This is a genomic window from Yersinia sp. 2542 StPb PI (assembly GCF_048593855.1).
Classification (GTDB): Bacteria; Pseudomonadota; Gammaproteobacteria; order Enterobacterales; family Enterobacteriaceae; genus Yersinia; species Yersinia enterocolitica_E.
In genome coordinates this window covers 1-11,113 of sequence record NZ_JAZGQA010000148.1, presented here as the reverse complement: position 1 = coordinate 11,113, position 11,113 = coordinate 1, and the positions used below count along the sequence as shown (strand labels likewise).

Below are 11,113 nucleotides of genomic sequence, written 5' to 3'. Positions count from 1 at the left end.
ATGATTTATAATCAAATAATTAGAAATTATAATGCGACTATTATGTGGCGACCCGGTGATATATCAGTTAACGCGATTAATATTAAAGTAGATGATAATTGGTATGGAACCATAGCAGAAGATAGAATTAATGGTAATGGAGGGAAAGGATTATCCAGTTTTGCGCAAGCCGCATATTTAATTAGTCTTCCTGTCAATGTTTGTGTTAAAGGTAAATATCTGCGGGGGGTGGGGGGAGTTGATTAAGTTTTCGCTCAGAACAGCAGGTGATAATCCTCTGCGCTGAACGAAGTATTTTCTACTGATCACTGTCGCCACTCAAAATAGCGTGTTTCTTTAACATGCCGCGTAACTGATGGTAGGTTAGCCCGAGTAAACTGGCGGCTTTACGTTGATTAAATCGTGCCTGTTCCAAAGCATGTTTTAACATCTGCTGTTCACTGTGATGTAACCATTGCTTTAGATCGAGGGGCAATTGAGGTAATGCCGCCAGGTGATCATCGACAACTTCTGGATCTTTGCTTTCAGAGACTTGCCGCACAGCAAAAGGATTGATAATAATATTATCCAATGGCTGACTACTGCTGCCATGGCGATAGACTGAGCGCTCAACCACATTCTTTAACTCACGGACATTCCCCGGCCAACGGTATTGCAGTAATTGCGCTTTTGCCGCAGAGGTGAAGCCCGGAAACAGTGGTAAACCTAACTCTCGGCACATCTGGATGGCAAAGTGTTCAGCGAGTAACATGATATCTTGCTGGCGTTCACGTAGCGGCGGTAGTTGCACCACATCAAAGGCGAGCCGGTCCAGCAGGTCGGCGCGGAACTTGCCCGCCTGCGCTAACGCGGGCAAATTGTCATTAGTAGCACAAACCAATCGTACATCCACTTGTAGTGGCTGACTGCCGCCAACGCGCTCCAGATGACCATACTCAATCACGCGCAGTAACTTTTCCTGTACTAGCATGGGGGCTGTTGCCAGTTCATCCAAAAAGAGGGTACCCCCATCCGCGCGTTCAAAACGCCCTAAATGGCGCTTCTGAGCACCGGTAAACGCTCCCGCTTCATGACCAAACAATTCTGAATCGAGTAAGTTTTCATTCAACGCGGCACAGTTAAGTGAAATGAACGGCCCCTGCCAACGGTTTGATAAATAATGCAACCGATGAGCAATCAGCTCTTTACCGGTACCTCGCTCACCAATCACCAATACCGGCTTATTCAGCTTTGCCAGCCCGGAAACTTGCTCCAGCACTTCAACAAAAGAGTTTGCTTCGCCTAACAGGTTTTCTAATTGCTCGCTCATGATGAAATTCGCCAATAGTTGGTTAAAACACTCACTTTACATTCTATCTTAATTTAAGCAGAAAATGTTTTTTTGTTATTTTTCAACTTATTAAAACTCATGAAAAGTTGGCACGACTCTTGATAATAGTTATTCCACAAGAGTTAGGCGAATGGATGCAACCAGACGCCGCTATTTCAGAAAGCCATTAAGTCAAAGAGGACATACATTATGGGTATTTTTTCACGCTTTGCCGATATCGTGAATGCCAACATCAATACATTGCTGGATAAAGCGGAAGATCCACAAAAATTAGTACGCCTGATGATTCAGGAAATGGAAGATACACTCGTCGAAATTCGTTCAACATCTGCCCGCGCATTAGCTGAGAAAAAACAGTTGTTGCGCCGCATCGATCACAGCGCAAGTCAGCAGCAAGAGTGGCAGGAGAAAGCCGAGCTGGCACTGCGTAAAGATAAAGAAGATTTAGCCCGCGCAGCACTGATTGAAAAACAAAAAGTTATTGCACTGATTGATACACTGACCCGTGAAGTGGCTACAGTGGAAGAAACACTGAGCCGCATGAAACATGAAATTAGCGAGTTGGAAAGTAAGCTAACTGAAACCCGCGCCAGACAACAGGCGCTGACCCTGCGCCATCAGGCTGCTGCGTCATCTCGCGATGTGCGCCGCCAGCTCGATAGTGGGAAACTCGACGAAGCTATGGCACGTTTTGAGCAATTCGAGCGGCGTATTGACCATATGGAAGCTGAGGCTGAAACTGTGGGGGTCGGCAAACAAAAGTCGCTGGAAAGCCAGTTTGCTGAACTGAAAGCAGATGATGAAATCAGTAACCAGTTGGCCGCCCTGAAAGCGAAAATGAATTCGGCTGAGTAATGGTCTTGATCCATTTGCGTAAGCCCTATCTTTTGCTCTGTTTTATCGCTTTAGTGGCGAAAATATATCGAGCGGGCCGTAAGTAATAAAGCGGCCTGCCATAATTAAAATGCGGATACCCGCCAGATGATTAAGGGGAACGAATGAGTATCCTGTTTCTTGCCATACCACTGACCATTTTTGTGCTGTTTGTCGCACCTATTTGGTTATGGCTGCATTACAGCAATCGCCAGCAAAGTGGCGCTCAGCTTAGTCATCAGGATATGCAGCGCCTATCACAGTTAACTGATGATGCTCGCCGGATGCGGGAACGGATTCAAACATTAGAAGAAATTCTTGATGCGCAACATCCGAACTGGAGGCAGTCATAATGGGCGATGTTTTTAAAAATAATATGTTAAGTGGCAAAAAACTGTACCGGGTGCCAGAAGAGGGGATGATCAAAGGGGTGTGTGCTGGTCTGGCCCACTATTTTGATATTCCAGTACGATTGATTCGGGTGATGGTGGTGTTATCCCTGTTCTTTGGTTTGTTTGTTTTCACTATCGCGGCCTATATCGTACTGACTTTTATACTGGAACCGGTCCCCGCAGCCAGTTTTAATGGGCAGCATGAAGCAACGCCTCGTCAGCTTCTGGATCAACTAGAGTTTGAGTTGGGCGCCGGGGAGCAGCGTTTGCGCCAGGTAGAGCGCTATGTCACCTCTGAGACTTTTGGTGTTCAGAGCCGTTTTCGCCAGTTGTAGTGTTACCAATTATTGCAGCCGGGAATGTTGCCCATAGATGTTACTTACCTATCCATATAGCCTGCCGGAGGGCAAAAGATGAACAATAATCCCGCCCGTTCACGTGCAGGTGTAGTATTAACGTCACTGGTTAAAATTATCTTTACTGTTGCATTGGCCTATGGCCCGGCCAGTGCGGCTGGCTTGATAGTAAAGAGTGTGAGCCGCAAGCCCCTGCGTTGGTTGCTGCTGATGCTGCTAGAGCCAATGTTAAAACGCGCAATGCAGGCAGCTGCTGGCCAATTTGCCAAGGAGAAGCATGAAACGACTGCAAAATGAGATTACGTCTTTGGTTAATCGTGGGATGGATCGCCATCTCCGCTTAGCAGTAACCGGCTTGAGCCGCAGCGGGAAAACTGCCTTTATTACTTCGTTAGTGAATCAATTACTTCATGTCCACAGCGGTGCACGTTTGCCGCTGTTTTCGGCTGTGCGCGAAGAGCGGCTACTGGGTGTAAAACGGGTGCCGCAGCGTGATTTGGGTATTCAACGTTTTACCTATGATGAAGGATTGGCGTCTTTATATGGCACACCGCCAAACTGGCCAACTCCAACCCGTGGCGTCAGTGAAATTCGCTTAGCATTGCGCTTTCGTTCTGGTGATTCGCTTTTGCGCCACTTTAAAGAGACATCGACACTTTATTTGGAGATTGTCGATTATCCTGGTGAATGGTTACTGGACCTGCCTATGTTGGAACAGGACTATTTAAGCTGGTCCCGCCAGATGGCGGGCCTACTACAAGGGGATCGCGCACAGTGGGCCAAACCTTGGCTAACATTGTGTCAGCAGTGTGATCCGTTAGCACCGGCAGACGAAAACCAGCTAGCGGCCATTGCACAGGCTTATACCGATTATCTTATTCGCTGCAAGAATGAAGGCCTGCATTTCATTCAACCCGGGCGGTTTGTCCTGCCTGGTGATATGGCTGGTGCGCCTGCACTACAGTTTTTCCCGTGGCCGGAAGTGAATGAACTGAGTGAATCACGGCTGGCGCAGGCGGATAAACATTCCAATTTGGGTATGTTACGCACCCGTTTTAGCTATTACTGCAACTCGGTGGTGAAAGGTTTTTATAAAGAGCATTTTGTCCGATTTGATCGACAAATTGTGCTGGTGGATTGTTTGCAACCCTTGAACAGCGGGCCGCAGGCATTTAACGATATGCGCCTGGCTCTGACCCAATTAATGCAGAGTTTCCATTACGGAAAACGAACGTTATTCCGTCGCTTATTCTCGCCGTGTATCGATAAGCTGATGTTTGCGGCGACTAAAGCGGATCATGTGACGGCGGATCAACACGCGAATCTGGTATCGTTACTCCAGCAATTAGTGCAGGAAGCCTGGCAAAATGCTGCTTTCGAAGGGATCAGTATGGATTGTGTTGGGCTAGCATCGGTACAGGCGACAGAAAGTGGCATAGTCGAACATCAGGGGCAAAAAATCCCTGCATTGCGTGGCCATCGCCTGCTGGATGGTGTACCGCTGACGGTATTCCCGGGGGATGTCCCGGCGCGTTTGCCTGGTCCGGCATTCTGGCAGCAACAGGGTTTTCATTTTGATGAATTTCGCCCACAAGCGGTGAATGTTGATAGCCCATTGCCCCATATTCGGCTGGATGCAGTGATGGAGTTCTTATTGGGAGATAAGTTGCGATGAGTGAGCCGTTGAAACCACGGATAGATTTTGAACAGCCTTTGCAGCCTCTTGATGAGCCAGTATTAAAAGCAGCACAGGCTTTTGATCAACAAACCGCGCAGAACTTCTACCCTGCGGCACCTGAACTAGACGCTGAAGATGAAGAAGGGCGGGTGGAAGGGTTGGTGAATGCTGCGCTGAAACCCAAACGCAGTCTGTGGCGCAAAATGGTGACGGCCGGACTGGCACTCTTTGGTGTCAGCGTGATTGCCCAGTCAGTGCAATGGGTTAATCAGGCTTGGCAGCAGCAGGATTGGATAGCACTGGGGGCAACGACTGCCGGTGGGCTGATTGTGGTAGCTGGGGTCGGTTCGGTGTTGACCGAGTGGCGGCGTCTATACCGTTTACGCCAGCGGGCACAAGAGCGCGATGTCGCACGCGAACTTTTGGTGAGTCACGGTATCGGGCAAGGGCGCGCCTTTTGTGAAAAACTGGCGCGTCAGGCCGGATTGGAGCAAGGGCATCCGGCACTGCAACGTTGGCAGGCGTCACTGCATGAGACTCATAACGATCGAGAAGTGGTTGAGTTATATGCCAAACTGGTACAGCCAGCACTGGATAATCAGGCACGGGCAGAAATTAGCCGCTACGCTGCTGAATCAGCATTAATGATTGCGGTCAGTCCTCTGGCGTTGGTGGATATGGCCTTTATCGCCTGGCGTAATATTCGTCTGATTAATCGTATTGCCGCTCTGTATGGTATCGAATTGGGATATTTCAGCCGAATTCGGTTATTCCGCTTAGTGTTACTGAACATTGCCTTTGCCGGGGCTTCCGAATTGGTACGAGAAGTGGGTATGGATTGGTTGTCACAGGATTTGGCCGCTCGTTTATCGGCTCGTGCGGCGCAAGGGATCGGGGCGGGGCTACTGACCGCCCGACTGGGTATCAAAGCGATGGAGCTATGTCGCCCGTTACCGTGGCTGGATGGTGATAAACCTAAACTGGGAGATTTTCGCCGCCAGTTGATTAGCCAATTGAAAAATACGCTGCCGAAAAAAGACAAAGCTAAACCGTAATCAGTTGGCTATTTCAATCGCGGATCGAAGGCGAAGGAGAGTGTTTTGGCGGTACTCAAACAGGCCTGAAAATCTTTGTGGCGTGGGTTGACCAGCATATTGTGTTCTGATGGCACCAGTGTGGACGGGACCAGTAATCCAATTGATGATTCTGATGCCAACCACTCGGTGCCGATATCCATCGTAGCGGCAGGTGCGGGGTCGTTACGCCAGTCAATGGGCCAATCCTGTGGCTGTAACAGCATGATATTGCTATCATCAATCTCAATTTGAAATAATTCAAACTCACTGAGTGTTGAGCTGTCTTGAATATGCACCAGTGTTTCCAGCATTGCCAGTGACACACTACTGGCTAAATAGATGGCAGCGTGGCCTTTATGATTCCAGCGGCCGCCATAGATTTCAGCGCCATAGCCGGTCCAGGTTGAAGCAAGATAACGGCGCATCACAATGCGATAGAGCATCATAAGTATTGCCCCGTCGGGTTGCCAGTAATTGTGAACTTATCCATGTCATCTTCCCTATAGAACTTTTATCCTTCCTGGCACTCCGCTATGAAAATACACCGTGTTCCAGCCGGCCAATTAAATCACAGATTTCTAGCGCGCCGGTTTCGGTCTCCAGCAGTGAGTCAGGGCTGCGATGCCCAAGCCCCTTAATTGGCGTCGACATCCAGACGATGGCTTTGCCTTTATCACCACCAAATAGATCAACGGCGGCATCCATTACTCGCACGAAACGCGCAATTCGCTCGCTCTCTTCCGGGGTAAAACGGCCATCATGGGTGCGTCTGCGGGTTAGACTACGGCTGGGAATACCGGTAGCACGCAATACTTCAGATTTAGGTATGGACGCCCAGAGATGGATGCTGTCGATGACATCGACAGAAAAACCCAATTTGATGCTATCCACCAATACCGTGCCACGACTGGCCGGCAAACCAATTTCACGCCAGAGCGCCCCTGCCTTGGCTGTGGGGGTAGGCTGATAAGCTCTCATGTAACCTCCTCGGTCATATGGCTACCTCTACTATAGCCAGTTGGCCGATGGAATGCAAAGTGTCACCTCACCTTGACGAAGGGACTGATACAGTCAGGCATTATATTATTCTGAATTATTCTTATAAAAACTAATAACTCGCTAGATGTATGGCGCGCAGGCGCTGAAAATCTTACCTTGCTAGCATTGGTCGGGAAAAAAATCAGCAAAAACCCGATTCCTGTCAACTTTTGCTGACAGACTGCTTCATCAGCAAGGGGGGACAGGGTATTATCATAAGCAGAGACTCCGCACCTGCACTATATAAGGTCGATACTGATGCGCTTGGAAGTTTTTTGTGAAGACCGACTCGGTCTCACCAGAGAGTTACTTGATCTCTTGGTTTTACGCAGCATTGATTTACGGGGGATCGAAATTGATCCGATAGGGCGTATTTACCTGAACTTTTCTCAACTGGATTTCAGTGTATTCAGTGCCTTAATGATGGATATTCGACGTATCGAGGGGGTAACAGACGTTCGAACCGTCTCCTTTATGCCATCAGAACGTGAACACCGCTCGCTGCGAGCGTTACTTGAATCGATGCCAGAACCGGTATTCTCCATTGATTTAAGAGGTAATCTTGAGTTAGCGAACCCTGCGGCCCGTGAGCTTTTCTCCCTTCATGAAGAGCGTATTCGCCACAAAACTGCCGGCAGTCTACTCGGGGGATATAACTTTGCTCGTTGGTTTGAAGGGGGGGAGACCGCGCCTCATACCGAACGGGTGTTGATCAACAATCAGGATTACCTGATGGAGATAACCCCCATCGAGCTTGAAGACGAGCATCAGCAGAACCAAACAGTGGGTGCAGTGGTGATGTTAAAATCCACGGCGCGCATGGGTAAACAGTTACAAATCTTATCCGTTAACGATGATACTGAATTTAAACAGATTGTTGCCAGCAGCGTTAAGATGCGCCAAGTGCTTGAGCAAGCCCGTAAGTTGGCGATGCTGGATGCCCCCTTGCTATTGGTTGGTGATACCGGTACCGGTAAAGATCTCTTGGCTCACGCCTGTCACTTGCGTAGCCCGCGCGGGAAAATGCCTTTCCTTGGCCTTAATTGTGCTTCAATGCCGGACGATGTGGTAGAAAGCGAGCTATTCGGCTATGCAGCCGGGGCTTACCCGAATGCCATCGAAGGTAAAAAAGGCTTCTTTGAGCAGGCGAATGGTGGCTCGGTGCTACTGGATGAAATCGGCGAAATGTCGCCACGCATGCAAATCAAACTGTTGCGATTCCTAAACGATGGTACCTTCCGCCGTGTCGGGGAAGAACATGAAGTGCATGTCGATGTTCGGGTTATTTGCGCCACGCAAAAGAACCTGGTGGAGTTGGTTCAGCGTGGTGAGTTTCGTGAAGATCTCTATTATCGCCTTAATGTGCTGACTATCACCTTGCCACCATTGCGTGAGCGTCAGGCTGATATCATGCCACTGACCGAATTGTTCGTTGCCCGCTTTTCGGACGAACAAGGCGTGCCACGGCCGAAGTTGGCTCCTGAACTGAGCAGTTTTCTGACTAATTATGGTTGGCCCGGCAATGTGCGGCAGTTGAAAAATGCCATTTATCGCGCCCTGACCCAATTGGACGGTTTCGAACTGCGGCCCCAGGACATTATCTTGCCGGAGTTTGAAGTTGAAGCCGTACTGGGGGACGAAGTGCTTGATGGTTCGCTTGATGACATCAGCAAACGCTTTGAACGCTCAGTGCTGACCCGTCTTTACCGTAATTATCCCAGTACACGTAAATTGGCCAAGCGCCTTGGCGTCTCGCATACCGCGATTGCCAACAAGTTGCGCGAATATGGTTTAAGCAGTAAGCGACCAGTCAGTGATGACAGCGAAGAGGAGTAAGCAACAGAGCAATGTGTTGCTATAAATGGATAGTATTAAAAACGGATTGTATTAAAAACAGATAGTATTAAAAACGGATTGTAATAAAAAACGGCTGTACCCAGATGGGCCAGCCGTTTTGAGTTAATGCTCCGGTTTAGTTAAACCGAAGTTAACCAGTTATTTCAGTGCTGCCAGCGCGGCATCATAGTTTGGTTCAGTGGTGATTTCGTTAACCAGTTCGCTGTAGATAACGTTATCTTGCCCATCCAGAACCACCACAGCACGCGCAGTCAAACCAGCCAATGGGCCTTCGGTAATGGCCACACCATAAGCTTGTTTGAAATCGGCGCCACGCAGCGTTGATAAGGTCGTTACGTTGCTCAGGCCTTCAGCACCACAAAAGCGTGATTGAGCAAATGGCAGGTCAGAGGAGATACAAAGAACGACGGTGTTCTCAAGTTCGCCAGCCAATTGATTGAATTTACGTACCGATGCCGCACAAACGCCGGTATCAATACTTGGGAAGATATTCAGGACTTTACGTTTGCCAATGAAGCTGCTTAGGGCAACATCAGATAAATCTTTCGCAACCAAAGTAAAGTCTTTTGCTTTATCGCCAGCTTGTGGCAGTTGACCTGCAACAGTCACTGGATTGCCTTGAAAATGTACGGTCTGTGTCATTATTTGATCCCTTTTACAGATGTGTAACACGAAGTTCAGTTTAAGGTAACAATGGCGGCTTGGATATGAGAAATTTGCTAAATAATTGAGATTTTGCTTACGTTAGGTTCTAACGTCTGATACTCAAGCCCGAATTCTGCCAAGGAGCCATAATTGAGAACAATGCGTTTCTACCCTGAGGCATGGCCTTTACATTCTGCGTTTGTTATTTCCCGTGGTAGCCGTACAGAAGCCAAAGTGGTGGTCGTCGAGATTGAAGAGGACGGCATTCTGGCTTGCGGCGAATGTACCCCATATCCACATTATGGTGAAAGTGAATCATCGGTCATGGCACAGCTAGCTTTGGTTGTGAATGCCATAGAAGGTGGCATTTCACGGCAGGCTTTACAGCAGCTATTACCCGCAGGGGCGGCCAGGAATGCGGTAGATTGTGCACTGTGGCAGTTGGAATGTTTACAGAACCGACAAAGTTTGTGGCACATGAGCCAGACAACGGCTATTCCCCATATTTCAATGGCTCAAACAGTCAGTATCGGCACGCCAGAAGCGATGGCGTACAGTGCCAGTGCATTGGCACATCTTGGCGCCAGATTGCTGAAAATAAAACTTGATGACCATCTTATTGCTGAGCGTTTAGTGGCGATCCGCAGTGCTGCGCCAGAAGTGACCTTAATCGTGGATGCCAATGAATCCTGGCAAACCGAAGGGCTGGTTGCCCGTTGCCAGTTACTGGCAGATTTAGGTGTGGCGATGCTGGAACAGCCGCTACCGGCCGGTGAAGATGATAGTTTGCAGAATTTTATTCATCCGTTGCCGATTTGTGCTGACGAAAGCTGCCATACGCGGGCGGATTTAGCCGGACTGGTTGGCCGCTATGACATGGTAAACATTAAACTGGACAAAAGTGGCGGGTTAACCGAAGCGTTATTGCTAGCCGAGCAGGCAAAATCACAGGGATTTGCCATTATGCTCGGTTGCATGTTGTGTACTTCCCGCGCCATACGAGCGGCCTTGCCACTGGCACCGGGCGCGCGGTTTGTTGATCTCGACGGCCCGACATGGTTGGAACAGGACATTGAGGATGGACTGCACTTCTCTACGGGGGCGATTGATTTGTCGGTTTAATCCGCCAACGTAAGTAAATCCACCAACGCAGCCAGATAACATTCACTGGCTGCATCGGCGGAAATCGGCGGTAATTCTGCGGTGATACACGGCAAATTGCGATCAGCGCACCAGCTACCAAATGACCCCGGTGTGGCGTAACCGACACTGTTAACGAGCGGTAATGCGAAATTGGCTGCCAACCGAGCCCCTAGCACAGAGTTACCAGGGTCTTCAATGCAGGCCAGCGGTTCATGGAATGAGACGACCCAGCGGGGAGCAAGTTGCTCAATCAAGGCGCATAAAGCTTGTGTTTCTGGTTCTGAACCTGCGTGTTCTCCCGTCAATAACCGGACATCACGTGCATCAGCGGCACTGTTCCAGCGATAAACCGTCTCGCCTGGTTGCCAGTTTTTTGCCGGGAAATTGCGATTAAGATCAACACCATTGGCATTAGCACGTAACCCTAATTGGCAACCATCCGGGTTCACTGCTAATACCACATGATGGCGCTGTTGTTCCGGGGCAATAGTGCGTAACGCGCAGGAAAGGGCAACAATGGCCGCACTTTCATCGCCATGGGTGCCGGCGATAATCAATCCGGTGTTAACAGATGACGTGGGGGCAGGGAAGTAAAGCAGCGGTGCACCCAGCAGCGATTGGCCGTAGTGTTGGCCTAAGGTGAGCAAATTTCCTCGTGCTGAACGAGGTCGATATTGAGTCATAATGTTCTCTGTTATCCTGAACATATTTATAATACTTTCAAC

Annotated in this window: 14 protein-coding genes; 9 read left to right on the top strand and 5 right to left on the bottom strand. The window is 49.1% G+C overall.

Annotation, left to right across the window (positions count from 1 at the left end):
• The coding region (locus V1952_RS16160) for a hypothetical protein (RefSeq protein ID WP_420075111.1) at positions 1-246 on the top strand (246 nt) is incomplete at its 5' end.
• 52 nt (positions 247-298) lie between these two features.
• Here V1952_RS16160 and pspF read toward each other — a convergent pair.
• Positions 299-1,309 carry a phage shock protein operon transcriptional activator gene (gene pspF, locus V1952_RS16155; protein ID WP_420072273.1) on the bottom strand — a complete coding sequence of 337 codons (1,011 nt, stop codon included), beginning with the start codon at positions 1,307-1,309 and terminating at the stop codon, positions 299-301.
• A 210-nt stretch (positions 1,310-1,519) separates the two neighbouring features.
• On the opposite strand from pspF, the gene pspA reads away from it, so the two are divergent.
• From pspA to V1952_RS16125, 6 genes are all read left to right on the top strand, one after another.
• On the top strand, positions 1,520-2,185 hold the full coding sequence (gene pspA / locus V1952_RS16150) for a phage shock protein PspA (RefSeq protein ID WP_372559093.1): 666 nt from the start codon (positions 1,520-1,522) through the stop codon (positions 2,183-2,185).
• Between the two features lie 143 nt (positions 2,186-2,328).
• On the top strand, positions 2,329-2,556 hold the full coding sequence (gene pspB, locus V1952_RS16145; protein ID WP_032906081.1) for an envelope stress response membrane protein PspB: 228 nt from the start codon (positions 2,329-2,331) through the stop codon (positions 2,554-2,556).
• Complete coding sequence (gene pspC, locus V1952_RS16140; protein WP_193784654.1) at positions 2,556-2,930, top strand: envelope stress response membrane protein PspC; 375 nt, start codon at positions 2,556-2,558, stop codon at positions 2,928-2,930. Before pspB ends, pspC begins: the two co-directional genes overlap by 1 nt.
• Positions 2,931-3,008: 78 nt before the next feature.
• Entirely contained in the window at positions 3,009-3,248 is a 240-nt protein-coding gene (gene pspD / locus V1952_RS16135; RefSeq protein WP_083158769.1) for a phage shock protein PspD, read from the top strand.
• The gene (locus V1952_RS16130; RefSeq protein ID WP_083158770.1) at positions 3,229-4,626 is read left to right on the top strand and encodes a YcjX family protein; all 1,398 of its coding nucleotides are present in this window, start codon (positions 3,229-3,231) and stop codon (positions 4,624-4,626) included. Before pspD ends, V1952_RS16130 begins: the two co-directional genes overlap by 20 nt.
• On the top strand, positions 4,623-5,684 hold the full coding sequence (locus V1952_RS16125) for a TIGR01620 family protein (RefSeq protein ID WP_372559092.1): 1,062 nt from the start codon (positions 4,623-4,625) through the stop codon (positions 5,682-5,684). The genes V1952_RS16130 and V1952_RS16125 overlap by 4 nt, the downstream gene beginning before the upstream one ends.
• A gap of 8 nt (positions 5,685-5,692) precedes the next feature.
• Here V1952_RS16125 and V1952_RS16120 read toward each other — a convergent pair whose 3' ends face one another.
• Both V1952_RS16120 and V1952_RS16115 read right to left on the bottom strand, forming a co-directional pair.
• Positions 5,693-6,151, bottom strand: a complete 459-nt coding sequence (locus V1952_RS16120; RefSeq protein WP_372559091.1) for an RES family NAD+ phosphorylase — start codon at positions 6,149-6,151, stop codon at positions 5,693-5,695.
• A gap of 85 nt (positions 6,152-6,236) precedes the next feature.
• Complete coding sequence (locus tag V1952_RS16115) at positions 6,237-6,683, bottom strand: DUF2384 domain-containing protein (RefSeq protein ID WP_372559090.1); 447 nt, start codon at positions 6,681-6,683, stop codon at positions 6,237-6,239.
• Positions 6,684-7,001: 318 nt separating this feature from the next.
• On the opposite strand from V1952_RS16115, the gene tyrR reads away from it, so the two are divergent.
• Positions 7,002-8,579 carry a transcriptional regulator TyrR gene (tyrR, locus tag V1952_RS16110; RefSeq protein ID WP_420072390.1) on the top strand — a complete coding sequence of 526 codons (1,578 nt, stop codon included), beginning with the start codon at positions 7,002-7,004 and terminating at the stop codon, positions 8,577-8,579.
• Between the two features lie 159 nt (positions 8,580-8,738).
• Here tyrR and tpx read toward each other — a convergent pair whose 3' ends face one another.
• Positions 8,739-9,242: a thiol peroxidase gene (gene tpx, locus V1952_RS16105; protein ID WP_083158775.1), complete on the bottom strand. Its 504-nt coding sequence runs from the start codon at positions 9,240-9,242 to the stop codon at positions 8,739-8,741.
• A gap of 153 nt (positions 9,243-9,395) precedes the next feature.
• Here tpx and ycjG point away from each other — a divergent pair, with 153 nt between their 5' ends.
• On the top strand, positions 9,396-10,367 hold the full coding sequence (gene ycjG / locus V1952_RS16100; protein ID WP_372559088.1) for an L-Ala-D/L-Glu epimerase: 972 nt from the start codon (positions 9,396-9,398) through the stop codon (positions 10,365-10,367).
• On the opposite strand, the gene mpaA is transcribed toward ycjG, so the two are convergent.
• Complete coding sequence (gene mpaA / locus V1952_RS16095; RefSeq protein WP_420072391.1) at positions 10,364-11,071, bottom strand: murein tripeptide amidase MpaA; 708 nt, start codon at positions 11,069-11,071, stop codon at positions 10,364-10,366. The two genes, ycjG and mpaA, sit on opposite strands and share 4 nt — an antisense overlap.
• Between the last annotated feature and the right edge of the window lie 42 nt (positions 11,072-11,113).

Bases quoted from the DNA above. Each gene is read 5' to 3' on its own strand.
- pspF (WP_420072273.1), bottom strand. From the start codon at position 1,309: ATGAGCGAGCAATTAGAAAACCTGTTAGGCGAAGCAAACTCTTTTGTT.
- V1952_RS16130 (WP_083158770.1), top strand. From the start codon at position 3,229: ATGAAACGACTGCAAAATGAGATTACGTCTTTGGTTAATCGTGGGATG.
- pspC (WP_193784654.1), top strand. From the start codon at position 2,556: ATGGGCGATGTTTTTAAAAATAATATGTTAAGTGGCAAAAAACTGTAC.
- V1952_RS16120 (WP_372559091.1), bottom strand. From the start codon at position 6,151: ATGATGCTCTATCGCATTGTGATGCGCCGTTATCTTGCTTCAACCTGG.
- mpaA (WP_420072391.1), bottom strand. From the start codon at position 11,071: ATGACTCAATATCGACCTCGTTCAGCACGAGGAAATTTGCTCACCTTA.
- V1952_RS16115 (WP_372559090.1), bottom strand. From the start codon at position 6,683: ATGAGAGCTTATCAGCCTACCCCCACAGCCAAGGCAGGGGCGCTCTGG.
- V1952_RS16125 (WP_372559092.1), top strand. From the start codon at position 4,623: ATGAGTGAGCCGTTGAAACCACGGATAGATTTTGAACAGCCTTTGCAG.
- tyrR (WP_420072390.1), top strand. From the start codon at position 7,002: ATGCGCTTGGAAGTTTTTTGTGAAGACCGACTCGGTCTCACCAGAGAG.
- tpx (WP_083158775.1), bottom strand. From the start codon at position 9,242: ATGACACAGACCGTACATTTTCAAGGCAATCCAGTGACTGTTGCAGGT.
- pspA (WP_372559093.1), top strand. From the start codon at position 1,520: ATGGGTATTTTTTCACGCTTTGCCGATATCGTGAATGCCAACATCAAT.
- pspB (WP_032906081.1), top strand. From the start codon at position 2,329: ATGAGTATCCTGTTTCTTGCCATACCACTGACCATTTTTGTGCTGTTT.
- pspD (WP_083158769.1), top strand. From the start codon at position 3,009: ATGAACAATAATCCCGCCCGTTCACGTGCAGGTGTAGTATTAACGTCA.